This is a genomic window from Paenibacillus sp. FJAT-26967 (assembly GCF_001541095.1).
Taxonomy (GTDB): domain Bacteria; phylum Bacillota; class Bacilli; order Paenibacillales; family NBRC-103111; genus Paenibacillus_F.
Genome location: NZ_LMXH01000004.1, coordinates 108,481 through 128,391, shown reverse-complemented (window position 1 = coordinate 128,391; position 19,911 = coordinate 108,481). Strand labels below are relative to the sequence as shown.

Annotated in this window: 16 protein-coding genes; 7 read left to right on the top strand and 9 right to left on the bottom strand. The window is 49.2% G+C overall.

Annotated elements, in window-relative coordinates:
- Positions 1-240 precede the first annotated feature (240 nt).
- A complete protein-coding gene (locus AR333_RS17050) occupies positions 241-882 on the top strand; it encodes a hypothetical protein (RefSeq protein WP_068776577.1) in 642 nt (213 codons plus the stop codon).
- A gap of 140 nt (positions 883-1,022) precedes the next feature.
- Here the strand turns inward: AR333_RS17050 and AR333_RS17045 are convergent, their stop codons facing one another.
- The 5 genes from AR333_RS17045 to AR333_RS17025 all read right to left on the bottom strand — a co-directional run bounded on the left by AR333_RS17045 (position 1,023) and on the right by AR333_RS17025 (position 11,823).
- Entirely contained in the window at positions 1,023-1,364 is a 342-nt protein-coding gene (locus AR333_RS17045) for a zinc ribbon domain-containing protein YjdM (RefSeq protein WP_068776576.1), read from the bottom strand.
- Positions 1,365-1,431: 67 nt separating this feature from the next.
- Positions 1,432-1,764, bottom strand: coding sequence for a helix-turn-helix transcriptional regulator (locus AR333_RS17040; protein ID WP_068776575.1), 333 nt, complete (start codon positions 1,762-1,764; stop codon positions 1,432-1,434).
- Between the two features lie 5 nt (positions 1,765-1,769).
- Positions 1,770-2,192 carry an SRPBCC domain-containing protein gene (locus AR333_RS17035; RefSeq protein ID WP_068776574.1) on the bottom strand — a complete coding sequence of 141 codons (423 nt, stop codon included), beginning with the start codon at positions 2,190-2,192 and terminating at the stop codon, positions 1,770-1,772.
- A 264-nt stretch (positions 2,193-2,456) separates the two neighbouring features.
- Entirely contained in the window at positions 2,457-8,336 is a 5,880-nt protein-coding gene (locus tag AR333_RS17030) for an S-layer homology domain-containing protein (protein WP_068776573.1), read from the bottom strand.
- A gap of 16 nt (positions 8,337-8,352) precedes the next feature.
- Positions 8,353-11,823, bottom strand: coding sequence for an S-layer homology domain-containing protein (locus AR333_RS17025; protein ID WP_068776572.1), 3,471 nt, complete (start codon positions 11,821-11,823; stop codon positions 8,353-8,355).
- Between the two features lie 645 nt (positions 11,824-12,468).
- Here AR333_RS17025 and AR333_RS17020 point away from each other — a divergent pair.
- Positions 12,469-13,428, top strand: a complete 960-nt coding sequence (locus AR333_RS17020) for a catalase family peroxidase (RefSeq protein ID WP_084783759.1) — start codon at positions 12,469-12,471, stop codon at positions 13,426-13,428.
- Positions 13,429-13,506: 78 nt separating this feature from the next.
- Here the strand turns inward: AR333_RS17020 and AR333_RS17015 are convergent, their stop codons facing one another.
- The 3 genes from AR333_RS17015 to AR333_RS17005 form a co-directional block, all read right to left on the bottom strand.
- Positions 13,507-14,148 (bottom strand): histidine phosphatase family protein, encoded by a 642-nt coding sequence (locus tag AR333_RS17015; protein WP_156430943.1) that lies wholly within the window; start codon positions 14,146-14,148, stop codon positions 13,507-13,509.
- Positions 14,149-14,236: 88 nt separating this feature from the next.
- The gene (locus AR333_RS17010) at positions 14,237-15,073 is read right to left on the bottom strand and encodes a YitT family protein (protein ID WP_068776570.1); all 837 of its coding nucleotides are present in this window, start codon (positions 15,071-15,073) and stop codon (positions 14,237-14,239) included.
- 126 nt (positions 15,074-15,199) lie between these two features.
- Positions 15,200-15,742, bottom strand: coding sequence for a hypothetical protein (locus tag AR333_RS17005; RefSeq protein WP_068776569.1), 543 nt, complete (start codon positions 15,740-15,742; stop codon positions 15,200-15,202).
- Between the two features lie 95 nt (positions 15,743-15,837).
- Between AR333_RS17005 and AR333_RS17000 the strand changes: the two genes are divergently transcribed.
- The 5 genes from AR333_RS17000 to AR333_RS16980 all read left to right on the top strand — a co-directional run bounded on the left by AR333_RS17000 (position 15,838) and on the right by AR333_RS16980 (position 19,221).
- On the top strand, positions 15,838-16,752 hold the full coding sequence (locus AR333_RS17000) for a phosphatidate cytidylyltransferase (RefSeq protein ID WP_068776740.1): 915 nt from the start codon (positions 15,838-15,840) through the stop codon (positions 16,750-16,752).
- Between the two features lie 117 nt (positions 16,753-16,869).
- On the top strand, positions 16,870-17,466 hold the full coding sequence (locus AR333_RS16995) for a TetR/AcrR family transcriptional regulator (protein ID WP_068776568.1): 597 nt from the start codon (positions 16,870-16,872) through the stop codon (positions 17,464-17,466).
- Between the two features lie 189 nt (positions 17,467-17,655).
- The gene (locus AR333_RS25780; protein ID WP_156430942.1) at positions 17,656-17,835 is read left to right on the top strand and encodes a DUF2798 domain-containing protein; all 180 of its coding nucleotides are present in this window, start codon (positions 17,656-17,658) and stop codon (positions 17,833-17,835) included.
- A 21-nt stretch (positions 17,836-17,856) separates the two neighbouring features.
- A complete protein-coding gene (locus tag AR333_RS16985; protein ID WP_068776566.1) occupies positions 17,857-18,243 on the top strand; it encodes a cytochrome-c oxidase in 387 nt (128 codons plus the stop codon).
- A gap of 87 nt (positions 18,244-18,330) precedes the next feature.
- Positions 18,331-19,221 carry a diacylglycerol kinase family protein gene (locus tag AR333_RS16980; RefSeq protein WP_068776565.1) on the top strand — a complete coding sequence of 297 codons (891 nt, stop codon included), beginning with the start codon at positions 18,331-18,333 and terminating at the stop codon, positions 19,219-19,221.
- Positions 19,222-19,300: 79 nt separating this feature from the next.
- Here the strand turns inward: AR333_RS16980 and AR333_RS16975 are convergent, their stop codons facing one another.
- A complete protein-coding gene (locus AR333_RS16975) occupies positions 19,301-19,888 on the bottom strand; it encodes an NAD(P)H-dependent oxidoreductase (RefSeq protein WP_068776564.1) in 588 nt (195 codons plus the stop codon).
- Positions 19,889-19,911: the final 23 nt, after the last annotated feature.

The following is a 19,911-nucleotide window of genomic DNA, read 5'->3' as shown; positions in this document are numbered from 1 at the left end:
AAAAATGTACTCATAAAGGCACAAATCATACTCTTGCGGGAATACGTGAGGGCCTGCCACAAAAACGATCCTCCCCGTATCCAGTACGGTAGTGCCGTTACCCCTTTAGGCTTCTTTGCTTCAATTCATTGGGCGACTAACACTGCAGCTTCCACTATTCTAATTTTATATTCATGCCGATATCATTTATAGGAAACAAAAACGCACAGAACAATTTAATCAGAATAAGGAGACATATAAATGCGTATAGGTGCACACACAAACGAGCGATTTAACCTGCAACATGTTAATCAGAGTCTTAACTACAATAACGGTATATCGCCGGCTGGAAATCAGAAAGAAAAAAAAGACTCCGTCTCCATAAGTCCATTTGGCAGAGCTGTTGATTCTTTGATGAAACAGAAACAAAAGATTATCGATATTAGGACCAAGCTTATAGGAAGCACTCTTGAAAAAGGCGGAACCTTGGAGAGCATCCAATCACAGCTCGAATCATATGAAGTACAGCTTCAAAGTATTGATGAGCAGATCTCTAAAACCCTGCTGGAACGGAGTAAATTAAATGACCCCAAGGCTAAAAAGGATGACTCCTCTCCAAAATCCGAAGAGGAAGTACAGACTGAACGGCTTCATTCGGTTGTCTCTTCAAGCAATAATTTAACCCAAATAAAGACTTCTTCTTCAATTAAAGCTCGCATGGAGAGACAAACAGAAGTGCTGGAATCTGAAATAAAAATAGATGAGAACCGTGGCGGGGCTTCCAAATTCAAACGCACGGAACTTGCAGAGCTAAAAAATAGAATCCGTAATTTAAATCAATCTATCGGGGAATCCATGAGTGAATTAAATGATGAGTCAGAGGATAAGAAGGTTGAGGCTTAAGTTTCCACACTTACATACGCAATATAAAAGAAGCCATTCCTTAACGAAGGAGTGGCTTTCATTTTACCCTTTTATTCAACCATCGCGACGTGTATCTACTCGATAACATGTAGTCCCACTCAAATCTCTTTGCAACCAGTTTAAACCTTCTTAACAAACTCCGATTTTAACTTCATAGCTCCAAAACCATCAATTTTACAATCAATGTCATGGTCTCCCTCAACTAACCGGATGTTCTTCACCTTTGTACCAATCTTCAGGACAGATGAGCTTCCTTTTACTTTAAGATCTTTGATGATGCTTACAGAGTCGCCATCGTTTAAGATATTTCCATTTGCATCCTTGATGACCTTGTCGCTATCATTGTGTTCGGCTTCCGATGCCAGACTCCATTCATGCGCACATTCCGGACACACTAGCAAACTTCCATCCTCGTAAGTATAAGTAGAATGACATTCCGGGCAATTTGGTAAAGTAGACATGTTTTCATGTCCTCCAGTCTTTAATTTTTATAAAAAAAATCGAGCAGTTCTACCGGCCGGTTTCGAACTACTCGTTATCCGCCTCTACAAATTCTTTAAGAGTAAGCAGCTTGTTTTCCCAATACTGTTCGAAGAAAGAAAACCATTGCTTCAGCTCGGCCAAGGGTTCGGGCTGAAGTTTGTATCGGGTTTCCCGCCCGACCCGGCGGCTGCTGACAAGGCCAGCCTCCGAAAGAATATGCAGATGCTTGTTTACAGCCGTCCGGCTTATAGTAAAGTACTCTGTAATCTCGGCAATCGCCATTTCCTTGTCAGCATCTGCGAGTAACCGCAAAAGCCTGCGGCGGCTGGAATCGGAAATTGCCTGAAATACATCGTGCTGGATCTCTTGATCAGGCATGAATGTTAAGCCTCAAGGTAAGAAGGCAGCTTCTCTTGGACGATTCGATCCCATCCGCCGTCCATAAATCCGCGAACGACCGAATGCGGCTGACCAAATTCTGTAACTTGGCCAGCATCCCAGCCCGAATGAATCAGAGTGAATTCCGTTTTACCATCTAAACTTCTCAGTTCAAAAGCAAGGTGCCAATCCTTTCCCCAGTCAAAACCGACGCGGTTCGGAGGATCGATTTCCGTTACTTTGCAAGGCGAATCGCCGTATGGTCCTGCATGGAGGATAAACTCATGGCCTACAATAGGCTTAAACGTACTTGGCATCCACCAACCGGCAATTCCTTCGGATGTGGATACAGCTTGCCACACTTTTTCAATCGGAGCCTGGATGACAATGGTCTTACGGATTTCCGGCATTGCTCCCTGTGTTTGCATATTTCATACCTCCAGAGCTTTTATAACACCTTTTGGTGTCACTTATGATCATAACACTTTTCGGGTATTCAAGTGCTATTTTTATATTGTAATTATCCCCATGAATAGGTTTGTCATTCACAAAGCCGGCTAAAAGCTTAGTGCACTTCGATACACATTTCATTCTTTTTATAACAAGTTCTCTCTGCACTCAATAAAAAAGCTCCTAAAAGGAGCCGGGCCGTTGGACCCAGTGCCTTTCAGGAGCTGAAGCTCTGCTCATTCTTACTTCGTATGGCTTCCTAAATATTGATAAGATCCCTTCGGATGGGTGTTCCATTCCCCATACTGGGAAAATGCGGCAGATCCGGTGTAAATGCCTGATTTGCGTACCAGCGTTCCGCCGCTTGGCATAAACTGAGCCGTAGAATTCGGGTCGCCCAGTACATCCACGACCTGACCGTTTCTTTTCAGCACCAAGGCTACGGTATTAAACTCGCTCGGATTATATATGGAGAGCTCATCATTAAAATACGTAATATTCGTAAGATCCATTGCATCATAGAAGATAGTATCAATAAAAATATACGGATCCACGTATTGCTCAAAAAGAGCCTTCGAGTACACTTTCTTCTGTTGAGTCTTCTTCATGTACTGATGGACCTCGATTGTATAGCCTTTCATCGCTGCGGTAGGGTCGCCTGTGCCGGAATAGCTGACCTCCAGAGCAATTCTTCCATCCCCGCCGTCCATGTATTCGGAGAAAAACCGCTCAGGTGTCCCCTGCGTTTTGGAAGAGAACTGAAAAACAGCCGCGCGGCCATCGGCACCTACAACCCAGGTATACAAACCGAGATTCGGGTTTAGCAGCGTCAAAGTTTTGCCGTTAAGTTCAGTCGGACCCGTAAATGTGGAGTCCGGTGTCCCTTCGTAGATTTTGAAGCTGGTTTGATTCGGGAACAGCGCAGACAGATCGTAGGTTACAGCTTCCTTGACACCCTGCTTGGTTGTCACGTTGATCTGCCCATTCGCCACTAGCTGTGCAGTCCTGACCGTTAACTCGTAAGTTCCCGTGCCTCCATTGCCATCGTCAGCAGTTATCGTGACCTTCGTACTGCCGCTTCCTGTGCCTGGTGTCAGCGTCAGCATGTCGCCGGCTACGGATGCAGCCGCTGCCGCCCCGGAGGCAGAGACCGCCGTGAACGTGAGCGGATCACCGTCCGGGTCGCTGAACAACTGGCTCAAGTCAAACGTACGGGCGTTGGTGACTCCCGGTGTGAGCACCTGCTCATAAATCATGCTTACAGCCGACGGTGCAGCGTTGACCTTAGCCGGGTTGACTGTAATCGCCACGTTGGCTGCCGCCGTGCCGCCACGGCCATCGCTTACAGTAAGCTGCACAGACGTCTTGCCTGTCGATACAGGGACGATGGTCAACGTCTTGCCGGTTATACTCACACTGGCTACGCTTTGATCCGGCTGTGCGGAGATAGAAACCGTCAAGCTTTGTGTATCCTCCGGATCCGGATCTGACAGATAAGGCGACAAGTCGACGTTCTGGATGTCGCCCACTTTCACAACCTGCTCCGGGATTGCCGTAATCTGCGGAGGCTTATTCTGCTTGATTGTGACCGTCAGGCTGGCGGTCGTTTTGCCGCCGCGTCCGTCTTTCACCGTAAGCTCGATCTGCGCGGTTCCCGGCGCCTCCGGCTTGATGGTCAGCTTCTTGCCGGATACCACAACCGAAGCCTTGTCGGCAGCAGATGAGATTGCAGAAATGGACAGATTCGGAATATCCCCCGCATCCGGATCGGATATAAAGGCAGTCAGATCAAGTTCTTGATCTCCTTCATGCATCCAGATAACGGGACTGGCAATCGGACTGATAACCGGAGGCTCGTTAACCGTCACCTTCCATATCGAAGTGACCTCCCCTCCTTCTCCGTCACTGGCTTTAAGCGTGATATCCGCATTGCCTGAAGCAACTGCCTGTACAGTCATTTGGTTGCCTGCAACAACTGCCGTGGCGACCGACGGATCACTTGAGCTGACCTCGTACGTCAACGTGCTGTCCAGATCGGGGTCAGAGAAAATCGCATCCAGATTCAAGATGCTGTCAGGCTGACCTACCGTTAGAACTGAAGGAGCCATCGGCTGTTGAACGACCGGACTCTGATTCGGAAGTGTCACCTTCAAGCGGAAAGAGGATTGGGTAGTACCTCCACGACTGTCATAGACAGACATGGTCACAGTCGTTTCGCCGAGACTAAGCGGAGTCATAGTCAACTGCAGATCATTTATTGAAAGCGATGCGATAGTCTGGTCATACGTGATATCTGTTACGCTTAGCGTATCCTGCTCCTTATCGGACAAATAACTTGATAGATCAAGGATTCGCGGGCTTCCCGGCAGGGCCAGCTTTTGTAAAGGAATCGTAGTAACGTCCGGCGCCTCATTCACCACCACAGTGAACGATGAATCCGTATGTCCTCCACGGCCGTCAGAAGCTGTTACACTTATCGTTGCCGTTCCGGATGCTACGGCATGCGTTCTCAGGATTCCTCCGGATTCCTGAACCGTCACAATAGACGGATCGGATGACACTGCGCTGTATGTCAGCGGGTCCACATCCGGATCCGTGAACATAACCGACAGATCCGTTATGCCATCCTGCTGACCTGCCGTCAGAGCCTGCGGCCCAAACTGCTGGGTCAGTGAGGGGGCTGAGTTGATTCTCACTACAAAGCTAGCCTTTGATTGTCCGCCACGGCTGTCCGTAACTGTTACGTTTATTTGAGCAAGCCCGGCATTAACGGGGGAAATCGTCAACTTGAAGCCGTCCACTTGAACGGATGCAAGAGTCGTATTGTTCGTAACCGCCTGCAAGGTCATACCATCATGCTCAAGATCCTGAATATAGGGCAGCAAATCAAGCTCCAGCGGCGATCCGGCCAGTTGAATCAACTGCTCCGGTATGGCTGATATCGCGGGTGCTGCATTCACCTCGACGCCGAAGCTCATGCTCGCCTCGCCGCCCCTTCCATCCTTGGCTTTAACTGTAATCGTAGCCATACCAGGAGCCAGGCCCTTGACCGACAGCAGGCCGCCGGCTTCAGTTCCTATAGCCAGAGCAGGGTGAGAAGATATCACCTCGTAGGTTAAAGTATCCTGATCGGCATCTGTAAATGCAGGACCAAGATCCACTACACCAGGCGTCTGACCGGCTGTTACCACTAAATTGGAAACCTGCTGTGCGACTACCGGCGCTGTATTGACTTCTACGTAAACAATTCCTTGCGTTATGCCGCCACGGCTATCATGGAAGGAAAGCCTGACTTCCGTCTTCCCTGCGGCAACAGGTGTCAGCATCAGCTTAGAAGTTCCAGCTTTGCTGTTCACATTGATAATGGGGTCTGACAATGAATCTACGGTAAAGCTCCAAGTATCATTTTCCGGGTCCTGTACATACGGACTCAGATCCAGTTCCTGTACGGGCGCTCCAAGCTGCAAATACTGTACCGGTATAGTGGAGAGCAAGGGGGCTTCATTTACGATTACTTGAAAACTAGAAATGATCTCTCCGTTCTTACCGTCTTTGGCTTTTACCGTAATCGTAGCGGTACCCGACGCCAACGCATGCACTTTCAACTGCCCCCCAGTCTCTGAAGCCGTTGCCACGGAAGGATTACTGGAGCTTACTTCGTAAGTAAATATATCCTGATCTTCGTCTTTAAACACAGTAGACAGGTCCGTAGTCCCATCCGGATTCCCGACTGTCAATTGAAGGTCCGTCAGCGGATTCTGCACAACCGGAAGCCTATTGACCGTAACTGTGATGTCCCTTGCGCTAATTCCCCCGCGCTGATCCGTGACGGTCACCCTGATCTTCGCTTGTCCCGCCTTAGCCGGGGTCAGAGTCAGCTTGCTGCCGCTCACGCTCACGCCCGCTACATCAGGCGAGTCCGATTCAGCGGTGACGATAAACGGATCATTATCCAAATCATTGATATAGGAGGCAAGGTCCAGCTCCTGGTTTCCGCCGCCAAGCTGTATGAACTGCTCCGGAACCTCAAGCAGCGACGGTGCCTGATTCACCACTACATTAAAGGTAGTCGATGCTTTCCAGCTGCTGCCGTCTGAAGCCGAGAGCTGTATAACTGTACTGCCCGATGCAACCGCCTTGACCGTTAACTGACCGGCGCTTTCGCTGACGATGGCAATAGAAGGATCAGACGACTGCACCTCATAGGTCAGGTTATCCTGATCTGCGTCTTCGAAGACCGTAGCAAGATCGAGTGTGCCATCTCCCTGGTTTATCGTTAACAGCATGGGCAAAGGAACATTGCTGACCTTGGGCGGATCGTTAACTGTCACGACCATATCCGCATTGATGTTGCCGCCGTTCAAATCATTCGCGCCCATTTTAATCGTTGCGGTTCCTCTGGCGACAGGCGTAAGAGTCAAGATGTTGCCCGACATCGAAGCTTTCATCACCGCGCTTTTTAAAGAAACGGCCGTGAATTTCAAACTCGTTTGTTCCGAGTCCTTGAAATGCGCAGACAAGTCAATCGTGACCGCCGGATCGCCAACGGATAGCTTGGGATCTGCGATGGGGATCTCATACCTCGGCGGGCTATTGGTAGAACCGGAGGTCGAAGAGGCAGGTGGCATGTTCTTAACCGAAGAAGCTGATGCTCCATTCGTTACAGCTACTGTCGTAACCTTAGAGTCCGACCCGACGATTACTGTTGCATCCGCGTTGTTAAGCTGCAATTGTGTCACGGTTCCGGTACCATTCAGCGTCAGCTCAACAGGGCTGTTCACCGCTAACTGACCGATGTTGGAGCCTCCGCTCAAAACAACCGGTTGTACAGCTGTTACTGTGACTTGAGGAAGAGTGCCCTGCAATTCCACTGCCCGGGCTCCATTTGCAAGTGTCACTTGGCTCAAGGCGGCATCGTCTGCCGTAATGGATGCATTCGAATTCACATTCATCGTTTGAACAGTCGTGCCCTGTTTGGTAATAACATGAACATCTTGCTTATTTACATCAACCGTTTGTAGACTTGATTCTTGAAAAACAACGGTATTCCGGTCCCCGCCGTCTATGATTGTATTGCCTTCAACGATGAGTTTGGCGGCCAGGAAATCATTCTGCAATTCCTTGCTGATGTGCAGGCTGCCTTTTACCGTTAGATCGGCAATAGAAGTATAGTCTCCAGAAACCGTTAAATTACCGTCCAGTACCGCCCCGTGACCATTAAGCACCAAGTTGCGGCTGAACTCCTCTTCCCCTTCACGGGTAGCATCCCCTTTGGCAGAGAGCTGCAGATCCGTAAGAGTTTCCAGAGTCCTGCCTTTAAAACGGAATTTAAGCCTGGCTCCTTGCAATACCTCTCGGTTGCTCTCTTGCAGAATGCCCTTCACATGCTCGGAAAGTACGTAGGTAACACCATTGATGCGTACATGATTCCCTTGTATATCCTGGAGTACAGATGCCTTGTCAGTAGGAAAAAATGCCGAAATCAGCATTTCCGCCACATCCGCCCGAAGAACATGTTCTTGAGGTGCGAATTTGCCCTGTTCGGGTGACATAATATCCTCTTCCAATGCTGTCCGGACAAAAGCTTGCGCCCAGGAGCTGACACCCTTCCAATCCGATATGGAAGCAGGAACCGACTCGAGTTCGAGCGCCATTTGGGAGGCTCTTACGAGCGTAACGGCAATCTCTTCGCGGGTAATCACATCATAAGGGCGAAACTTCCCCAGGTCATCCCCTTCCATAATCCCGGCAGCTTTAACAGCAGCTATGTAAGGGCTGCTCCACAATTGGGACTGCACATCTTTAAACGAATCTTGCCGGTCAGGAATAGACAACTGAAGCGCCCTGGTCAGCAAGGTAGCCAGTTCCTGGCGTGTAAGCAGATCATCGGGTCTGAATTGGCCTTCACCGTCTCCTTCCAGGAGCCCGAGAGCCAGAGCTTTGCGGATGGATTGTAATCGATCAGCCGACACTGTTGTAAGATCCAGGAATGCCTCCGGCTGAATTCCCTGTGCTAAAAACTTTGCCGGAGAAGCAGCGGCACTGCTTATTCCCGAAGGAGTAAGCAGCGCCGTGACGAGAAGTCCGGCGAGCATGCTGTTTTTTAAAGAGGATGATTTCATAGTGTGTCTCCCTGCTCTACTTGTTGAATTTTCCGATGTCATCCACAAAATCCTTTCCTTTGCCGATCCATTCGGCACCATCGTAAGCCGTGTTGTTTCCTTTAGTTACGGTTGCTTTTCTTATAAACGTTTGATGAGGATAGATATAAGCGATATCCAATAGCTGATCGTTATAATAAAGGGAAAGCTGGACGGGTGTTGCCGGATCATCATAAAACATCATCGGCCATGGAAAATCGGATTGAATAGGCCCGCTATAAAATGCTTCCATAATTACAAAGGTGGAGTTCGCCCGCAATGTTTGGCTATTCAAAACAATATCTTCTATGCCGTCTGAACGGACGATTTTAACTTTATCTCCATCTATATCCTCATTGGTCGGGTTGTACAGTTCTATGGCCTGCAGTCCAAATTCGATATCGTCGCTCGCATAAAGCGTCTCGGAAATGAAAAGTCCCGTCGGAGCAGCAGCCGTGATAGTTACATTGAACGTCAGAGACTTCGTACCGCCTTTGCCATCGTCTGCCGTCACGGTGATCGTGGACGTTCCCGCATTCACTGGCGTGATCGTCAGATCCGTTCCGCTGACCGATGCTGTTGCGACTCCCGTATCCGATGAGACCGCCGTGTGCGTCAGCACATCGCCGTCCGCATCATAGAATACACGCGCCAGACTTACCGTCTGGACGCCTGCCGTCACGCTTTCCGTGATGTTGGAAATCGGATTCGAAATCACGGGCGCTTCGTTTGCCGGCACCGGGGCCTGGAAAGTCACAGTGAACGTCAGAGACTTCGTGCCGCCTTTACCATCGTCTGCCGTTACCGTGATCGTGGACGTTCCCGCATTCACTGGCGTGATCGTCAGATCCGTTCCGCTGACCGATGCTGTCGCGACTCCCGTATCCGATGAGACTGCCGTGTGCGTCAGCGCATCGCCGTCCGCATCATAGAATACACGTGCCAGACTTACCGTCTGGACGCCTGCCGTCACGCTTTCCGTGATGTTGGAAATCGGGTTCGAAATCACAGGCGCTTCGTTTGCCGGCACCGGGGCCTGGAAAGTCACAGTGAACGTCAGAGACTTCGTGCCGCCTTTGCCATCGTCTGCCGTCACCGTGATCGTGGACGTTCCCGCATTCACTGGCGTGATCGTCAGATCCGTTCCGCTGACCGATGCTGTTGCGACTCCCGTATCCGATGAGACTGCCGTGTGCGTCAGCGCATCGCCGTCCGCATCATAGAATACACGCGCCAGTCTTACCGTCTGGACGCCTGCCGCCACGCTTTCCGTGAGGTTGGAAATCGGATTCGAGATCACGGGCGCCTCGTTCACCGGCGCCGGTGCCTGGAAAGTCACGGTAAACGTCAGAGACTTCGTGCCGCCTTTGCCGTCGTCTGCCGTCACGGTGATCGTGGACGTTCCCGCATTCACTGGCGTGATCGTCAGATCCGTTCCGCTGACCGATGCTGTCGCGACTCCCGTATCCGATGAGCCTGCCGTGTGCGTCAGCGCATCGCCGTCCGCATCATAGAATACACGTGCCAGACTTACCGTCTGGACGCCTGCCGTCACGCTTTCCGTGAGGTTGGAAATCGGATTCGAGATCACAGGCGCTTCGTTCACCGGCGCGGGTGCCTGGAAGGTCACGGTAAACGTCAGAGACTTCGTGCCGCCTTTGCCGTCGTCTGCCGTCACGGTGATCGTGGACGTTCCCGCATTCACTGGCGTGATCGTCAGATCCGTCCCGCTGACCGAAACTGTCGCGACTCCTGTATCCGATGAGACTGCCGTGTGCGTCAGCGCATCGCCGTCCGCATCATAGAATACACGCGCCAGACTTACCGTCTGGACGCCTGCCGTCACGCTTTCCGTGATGTTCGAAATCGGGTTCGAGATCACAGGCGCTTCGTTCACCGGGGCCGGGGCCTGAAAGGTCACGATAAACGTCAGAGACTTCGTGCCGCCTTTACCATCGTCTGCCGTTACCGTGATCGTGGACGTTCCCGCATTCACTGGCGTGATCGTCAGATCCGTTCCGCTGACCGATGCTGTCGCGACTCCCGTATCCGAGGAGAGCGCCGTGTGCGTCAGCACATCGCCGTCCGCATCCGCAAACACGCCGGCCAAACTTAACGTCTTCGGACCGTCATCCACTGCATGTGTCAATGGTGCGAGAGCATTCACAACCACCGGGTTACGGTTGCTGTTAGAGGGGGAATCCGATGAGCCTGATGAACCAGATGAACCCGAACCCGAAGATCCCGGCGTTGCCGGCGTCCCGCCAGAGGCAGCCCCGCCTGCAATCTGTTTTTTAACCTCATCATAATTAGCAATCAGCTTATCTGCCGGTATTCCCTCAGGTCCTTGCAGCTTATCTATGGTCAGATTCGGGCCCAGCTTGAGATTGGCATCCGGATCAGCGATTTTAAGTTCTCCCCACGTCCCGTTTCCTTCAACCTTCAATGGGCTGTCGGTATCCACCAAGACTTGAGCAATCTTTGCATTTAGTACCAGTGTCCCTGCTCCCGGCTTTAAGACAACCTGGGTAAGAGAGTCCCCATCTACTGCAATATGGTCCGCAGCAATAGCTAATTCTCCTTTGAAAGATGTACCTTTTAAATCCAGCTTAGCAGGTTTTCCCGCAGTTCCGCCTTTTGTAAGTTCGATCCGCAACAGATCATTTACGTTATGATTAACTGATTTGTATTTGAGAACCGCGCCCTCTAGGGCATCTTGATTCCGTTCGCCCAGCAGGTCTTTCAATGCGCCGCTAATCAAGTACGGTTTACCGTCAATGATGACCATATCTCCATCGATCCGGTTAATCGCAGCCGACTGTTCCCGAGTTTGGAAAATATCTAATAAATAAGCAGCGATATCCTGCCGTTCCACATTTCCGCGAGGATTAAATGCATTACCCTCCGCATTCATCAGACCCAGATGCAGGGCCAGACTTACGGCTTTATCCGCCCAAGGGCTAATATTGCTGCCATCGGCCAGTATAACTTCATTCCCGCCTCTGGCATCTACCCCGTTAATCGCCCGGACGAACACAGCTGCCAATTCTTCGCGAGTTACGGGTTCGGAGGGTCTATATCTGCTCGATTCATCCCCATTAATCAAACCCGCTTCGACTAGAGCCTCGACATACGGGACTGCCCAGCCATCCTTCAAATCGGCAAAAGACGAGGATGCCCCCTGTTTAGGCTCCAGGTGCAGGGCTTTGACCAACAAGACGGCAAGCTCCTGCCTCGTTAAAAGCTGATTCGGACGAAAAGAAGCATCCGGATAGCCGGACAGCAAACCCTGCTTTACAGCCTCCTCCACCGCAGCACGTTTGGCCGGGGATATGGACCCTTGATCGCTGAACCCTATTGCGCTTTGTATGGTACGTTCCGCAGTACCGGCAGCACCAACTGGTGCAGAGCCTATTGTCATGCTCAAAATTGCAGTGGCTAGAAGCCATTTATTCCATTCCGGATTCATTATCTTGACCTCCCTATGATTGGATGGAGAGCTTGTCCTCATCCTTGTCTCGAAGTTTACCCTTAAGTATAAACCGAGCCTCTGAACGACTTCTGAACAATGGACGGAAGCGGAAATAACCAAGTAAACCGGTATAAAATTTCAACAGAAAAGGGAGGTCATGATGCTATTCATCCAAATAAAAAAGAAGCTGCCCCTCCGTCATCTGTCATGACTTTTGGGACAGCCCTCGTATAATGCACTTCCTAACTCCATGTATAGCTAGACACACAATGATTACTTCTTTACATGCAGCAAATTCATAATATCGTTACGGCTTCTGCTCTTGTGGCTGTTCCGTCCGGCTCAAACGGGTTTTGTTCGCTTTATCGTAACAGAAAATGGCCGCCGTATCATTATTTTCTAGCTTTGTCTGATCGAAGGACATCATCAGCGAGGCCGGATACGCCATATTCAATTCAGATGCTTTCTTACAGAAGAGCCATATCGTCAAACATCTGCGCAAATTCCAAATTTTAATGACCAGTATCTGTCTTACGTGAACCCTAAATGCCTCTTGGAGTTTAAAGCCAGCACTCCCGTGGTAGTATAGATAAAAGCACGTCCGGAAATAAATGTGTTACATGACAAGAGGAGGAAACCGTTATGACCCGGCTCGATCCAAGTAACGAACATCCCGCACTGAATTCGGGACCAACAGACCTCGCAGGACAAGCAGTTGATGCTATCGAGGATTTATCCGGCACTCATCCCGGTTACCGCCGTGCGCATGCCAAGGGAATCTGCTGCCGTGCCGTCTTCCGCCCGAGTGGTCTTGCCGCCGCGCTCACTACCGCCCCCCATCTCCAGGAGCAGGAAATAGAGGCAGTCGTCCGCTTCTCGGGCAGCTCCACCGATCCCGCACTTGCCGATGCTTTATCTCCGGCTAAGGGAATGGCCGTTCAATTCACTTTGCCGGACGGCGGCATTACGAATTTGGTCGGTGTTACGGTGCCGGTCTTTTTCGCGCGCACTCCAGAATCGTTCCTGGATATGATTCGGGCTGCGCACCGGGCACAAGAAGGTAATCTGGGCCCGATAGACCTTTTCAAAGAAATCACGACGCATTTTTCCGAAAGTAAAGAAAGCTTCCTGGCAATAAAACACCTGAAGCCTCCTGCCAGCTACGCCGCTTGCCACTATTACTGTATTCATGCTTACTTTTTGACGAACCGCCAAGGAAGCGCACGACCTGTAAAATTTGAGTGGATACCGGGTGATGGCGTCCACACTATATCCGTTACGGATGCGGCTAAGCAGCCGGATGATTATTTGGAAGATGAGCTGCGGCTCCGCTTGAACAATGCGCCTGCCGTATTCCAGCTCACCGCAATTCTCGGCGAAGAAAGCGATCCTACGGATGATCCTACCCGCGCCTGGCCGGACGACCGCCAGCGGATTAACCTCGGCCGTTTGTACATCACCGAGTACATAGAAGAGCCCGAGGGACTGGTCATGGACCCCACTGCCGTAACGGAAGGGATGGCCTTATCCGATGATCCGATTCTTCAGTTCCGCCATGCCGCTTATGCCGCTTCCAGTAACAGACGGCGTGAAGGCCGCTGATGAGGTGGTAATTTACGGTTTCACCAAACAATTACTGACCTCTTATACGGATTACCCGTCATTAATTTCTGTATATTCTCAGTGCGAATTTAAAAGTTCATCTATAGAGAATTTGTCTACAACATCGAAGCCTTTGCCCTGGCCTCTTGGTTTTACAACTACGGTCCCTAAGTAAGGAATCTCTCCTAAGCCAACTCCTTTAGGGAAGCTATGGGCCACGATAACCTGATTGGTACCGGAAGGCGGAGCCTTCTCTAACACGGAAGTCAAGTCCTTTAATGTACCGTCCTTCTCTTCCGTAGTCACCTTACCGCTTAAATTGTAGATTCTAATCCAGAATGGATCCGGTTGGACGCTTTCTTTGCCGAAAGCCAGTTCTGCCGATTCTCTTGTTCGACAAAAGGGACTTGCCGAAACCGGGGTCCGAATAGGAATTCGTAAGCTCCTCAGCGCCTTCCCGAACAATGAGGCATTTCTTTTTCCTTCCTCCGAAAGATTTCTTTGGGTAGAACAATCACTGAATACGAGGTTCGGATGATCTTCACCTACTGTTGCTTCTCCATGCCTGACGAACAAGATGTACCCGCCCTCGCGCAAGGAATTTAGTAACTCCGGGCTCACCCGCCGACTGGCTATCGCTGTACTGTCTGCCGCTAAGACTGCTCGTCCCGGGATTATAAGGAGTAACGCAATCAAGCATGCGTAAACAGCCCTTCTCATCTTCATATCTCCTCCTGCTGAGAACACAATTTTTTACATGTAGTATGCTCAGGACGGGAAAATAATACCGGGTCACGAACGCCCTTTCTCACTTCGCAATATCCACGAATCCTTCTCCGAATACATCACGTACATCATGAATGGTGATGAATGCCTCTTTGTCGATTGATTTAACGATCTTCTTAAGCGTGCTTACTTCCGGTTTACTGATCACAATATATAAGATTTCTTTTGGCGCTTTGGTGTAATGCCCCTGTCCATACAAGACCGTAACCCCCCGGTCCATGACTACATTCACCTGCTCCGCAATTTTATTCTGCTCTTTGGATATAATCGTGACTGCTTTTTTAGAACTGATTCCCTCGATAATAAAGTCCATCACCTTAGTCCCGATATAGAGCATCACAATGGTAAACATCAGGCTTTGGGCACCGATAATAAAATAGGAGGAGAACGCAACGATCAAATCAAAAAATAAAAGGGCGTAGCTGATATTCCAATCCATGTACTTATTCATCATTCGCGCCAGAATCGTCGTCCCTGCCGTAGTTCCGCCAACCCGTATAATCAAACCGATCCCGACGCCCGCAAATATTCCCCCAAAAATAGCATTGATCATAGGTTCATCGGATGCAATATGCCAATCTTCGGTCAGATACAAGAACACCGAGTTGAACAAGACCGCGATAATCGTATACACCGTTGTGGTCCTATCCAGAAATTTATGGCCGATCGCCAATAGAACAGAGTTGAAGACCAGACTCACCAGTCCGGGTGACCACCCGAATAAATAATAGAGAATGATGGTGATCCCTGTTACCCCGCCTTCTCCGAACTCATTAGGAATCACAAATAAATTGATGGCTAAGGCAAAAATCAGCGCTCCTGCCATAATGATCAGGATATCTATACTTCGTTTTTTCATAAGGATGTCCTTTCTTGTTCCCCGATTATATACTTCCCTTATGCTAGGAAACTTACCAACAAAAATTAAGCCATCCAAGATTGGACGGCCCTGCGTACAACGAACTAGTAACTTCGCGCATCCTCCTCAGTTCCGAGGAGCATAATCGCTCAGCTTCCCCTCATAAATCAACCGCAGCCGGTCGCTTTGCCGAAAATCATCCGGCGTGACGAGCGCAGGCAGCTTATTCCATATCTTGATGCCGGACCGGTGCAGAATTTCCGCGACAAACTGCGAGCAAAAGTAAGCGTTACTGAATTCAACCGGTTCTTTTACGGTAATTCCGATTACGCCTAGAATGTTGTAGAAGTACTTCCTGTCCCTGCGGATGAAGATCTGCAGGACCCGCTTCATTTTCTCCACTTCGCGTTCCGACACTTGAAGCTCGTAAATGACGCACGTCGTATCCGGATATTTGCTGAACGTGCCTGTCCGGATATCTTCTCTGACAAAGCCGCCATTCAGCGGGTTGTTAGGATGCTTGCGCCCGAAGCTGTACAGCTCCGAAAGTTCCCGGTTAAAGGATATGGAGGCATGATTGTAAGGGGCTTTCGTGTAGCTTTGGATAACTTTTGTAAAAAGCGTTCCGGTATTCGTAAGCAAGATAAAGACCGATCGATCTGCTGCCATTTACGGATGTTCCCCTTATTAAGTTTCAACTATTGCTTTATAATAACATATAATGCCTTTACTAGATTGTACTCCACAATAAGTTGGTGATTATCATAGATAGCTCTCTGTTCACGTTAGTTCTTATTTTCATCGTTTTATCGCTTGTTCATTGTATGTATTATGTAATGAGCAGGAAGGAGTCGCACAAAGACTATTCGGGTATCGGACTCCGCATCAAAACCTGGTGGGGTATGTTCTTCATCTTCTGTTTGGCAACCTTGTTTAACCCGGTCGTTTCTCTATTATCTCTGATGGTGCTCACCTTCTTCGCTCTGAAAGAGTATTTCTCTATGATCCGGACAAGAAAAGCCGACCGTAGATTGTTTCTGTGGGCGTACTTGTCGATTCCCGTGCAATTTTATTGGATTTATATCGAGTGGTACGGAATGTTCATTGTGTTTATTCCGATTTATATCTTCTTGTTCCTGCCGATCCCGCGCTTAATCAGCAAAGGAACGGTCGGTTTTCTGCGTAACGTCAGCTCCACCCAGTGGGGACTCATGCTGATGGTGTTCGGCCTTAGCCACCTGGCTTATTTTCAATTTGCAACGCCGCAGTACGGGGCGGGACTTGTGCTCTTCCTGGTGGTTCTGACGCAGCTCAACGATGTTGCACACTATCTGGCGTCAATCTATTTCGGCAAGCGAAAAGTGGTTCCGACCTCCAACCCGAATTTGACTTGGGAAGGCTTCGCATGCGCTTTTCTTGTCACAACCGGGGCTTCGTATCTGATCTATCCTTACTTGACGCCGTTTGGCCCGGTCTTCGGGATCTTGTCAGGCATGCTAATCAGTTTGAGCGGCTTCTTCGGCAGCTTGACCGTGTCCGTGTTGAAGCGCGATTTGCTGATCGGCGATGACGAGAAGTTCGATGCTTTGAAACAAAGCTACTTGAGCCGGGTCGATAGCTTGACCTACACCTCTCCGGTTTTTTTCCACGTGATCCGTTATTTTTTCGATTTCATGTAGGAGTGCCGTGTTAACAGCTCCCCGATACGAGAGCCAAAATTAGTGAATTGACACAAGGAAAGCTTTCATGCTATTACATATATAGACCGAACGTTATAATGACTGCGAGTGATAAAGATGGCTACCAAACCCAGCTCTTATGAAAACATAGTAAATACGGCTGCTCGTCTTTTCATTGTTCAAGGTTATCACGCAACCGGATTAAACCAGATTATTTCAGAGAGCGGTTCTCCTAAGGGCTCGCTTTATTATTATTTTCCTAACGGTAAAGAAGAGCTCGCACTGGAATGCATCAAGCGGGCCAATCTATTCGTTCAAGATCAGCTGAGGGAAACCTTTGCTCCAATAGCCGATCCCGTTCTTGCCGTACAATCGCTTCTCCGAAGACTGGCAGAAGAAGCTGCAGATTGTAAGTACAAAGAACCTATGCCCATCGGGTATTGGGCATCGGCTGAGACTGCCGCTGTAAGCGAAGCATTACGGATGGCCAGTCAAACCGCTTTTGAAGACTGGCAGAACATCTATGCCGAGAAGCTGATCGCGGCGGGATTCAACAAGATCAAAGCAGCGGAACTCGGCCTTTTACTCGTCTCGATGATCGAAGGCGCCATGCTGCTGATGATTACACTAAGAGACAACAAACCTCTGCTCACCTTGTCGGCACATATACCGGTTTTACTGAGGAAGAGTGAGGGTGGAACGGTAGGATCGTGACCGCTGCTCACAGACGGTAGGGGGCAGCATGGAGAGATGCTTTCAAAGTAACTATCGGATTATGGACGAAACCACCCAGGACGTAATCCGATATTATTTTTTATTTGTTTTATGTAGACCAGTTTATATAATATAAGATTGGAGTTGAAGGATTTGAAGAAAATCGAACCTATTTTGTTTTCCGTCTTAATGTCTATCTTCATGAGCGTCCCGATGTCATTCGTTATGACCGCAGTAAACGTCGGCTTTACCGAAATTTTCATGGAAGCCTTTCTGATGAGTGCGTTAATCGGCACTTGCGTTTCGATACCGGTCGCATTCTTAGCCTTTCCGTTGGCCACTAGAATTGTACGTCTAATCGTAAAATAAGAGAGAGGATCGTGATTTCAAATGGGTATTCGGTTTATTAAAATTGGCAGCCTTTATTTTGTTGGTGGCGTTATTCTAGGGATAGTCATGGGAATGACAGACTCTTTCCGTTACACGTCCGCGCATGCGCATATCAACCTGCTCGGCTGGGTATCGATGGCTTTGTTCGGCTTGATTTATCACGTGTTTCCCCAGTCCGCAATAGGGAAGCTGGCCACTGCTCACTTTTGGCTCCACAACATAGGCCTGCCGCTTATGCTGCTTGGCATGATTGCCTTCGCTGCCGGTAATGAAGGTTTGGGTGTTCCGTTTATGAGTGCGGGCGGAACGATTGTAGTGTTGGCAACCGTTATTTTTGCGATTAACATGTTCGTAAACTTGAATAAAGCGCAGAAAGAAGCCCGCTAATTTTCTCAAGCTGAGGTGCAAGACTGTCTTTTCGGGTAAATAGTAAGTACATGATGCTGCTACTACCCAATAGAGAGGACGATGTGTATGAAACAAGCCATGATCATTATGAATCCCTCATCGGGTAAAGAAAACGCGCTGAAACATGTCAGCAGCGTGAAAGATATTCTGCTGGCCCAAGGATACGAGGTTACGGTCAAGGAAACGGAAAAAGAACGGGATGCAACCAATTTCTGTATAACGGCCTGTGAGCAAAGCTGCGATCTGGTGGTTTCTATCGGAGGCGATGGGACGCTCCATGAAACGATCAATGGATTTATTGACCAAGACCACCGTCCGAGACTCGGTATCGTCCCTCTTGGGACCGTCAATGATTTCGCACGCGCCCTACAAATTCCACTCCAGCCCGAGAAAGCAATCCAGACACTCACTTCATCCAGAGTACAAACGGTAGATATGGGTCGATTGAACGGCCGGTTATTCGTCAATGTCGTCGCCGCGGGCTCCATCGCTGAGTCGCTTTCTTCCGTAACGTCAGAGGATAAATCCAAACTGGGCGCCTTTGCCTACTTGAAGGAAGGCATTAAAGAATTGATGAGCAGCCACGCCCATCCTCTGCACATTCGTTATGATGACCAGACATGGGAAGGAGAATCGCCGCTCTTTCTAGCCGCTCTGACCAACTCGGTCGGGGGATTTGAGAAACTTGCGCCGGATGCGGCTGTGGATGATGGCCTGCTTCACTGTTTCATTATAAAGGATCTTCATTTATTCAATACCCTTACAGCCAGCCTATCTCTGCTGTTTGGCAGCCTGAAGAATCATAAAGACGTTATTTACTTTACGGCGAAGCATGTAACTGTGAGCTCGGCGGAAGCCGTCAGGACCAATGTAGACGGCGAAGAGGGACCGCCTCTACCGATCAACCTCAGCACTATGCCCCGACATATCGAGGTAATTGTTCCGGAAGAAGACTAAGCTTCCTCCTGCCTTCAAATAGCTTCTTACTAATCCATACCGTGGACCGGGCTGCATGCTCAGGTCCTCTTCTAATTTACTAATGACGGACGCTCTTAAAATAACGGTAGATCTTGTTCAATTTACTTGGATGCCGGCCCCGCGGACTCTCCATGCTGCCAAATTCAAAGAACTTCACTTTCTTGATCCCTACATAATTAAACAACGCTTTACGCATTAAAGCTTTATGTGCGTTATTCAGCCATAACAACGGATAATGAGCCGGCCCCTTCATAGTCGAAATGCAAACCACAGATTTCCCCTTCAGCAGTCCTTGCGGCAGAAGTCCGCCCGTATCCTTATACGCAAATCCCGAAGCAAACATCTGATCGATATACCCCATAAGCATAGCCGGAGGACGCCCCCACCAAAGCGGGTATACGAGAACAATTTTGTCGGCCCACATAAGCTGATCCCTGTATTTAGCGAAATCCGGATCTGTGTGCATATCCCTTCGGCGTTTCTTCTCATTAAAAACCAAAATCGGATTAAATCCTTCCTCATACAAATCCAATACTTGTATCTCCTCTATAACAGAGTTCTCTTTGCCGCCCAGAATGACTTCATTTAGAAAAGCATAGCTTAAACTTTGGTGATTTGGATGTGTATAGATAATTAGCATGTTCATTTTAACAGCCCCTTTACTTATCA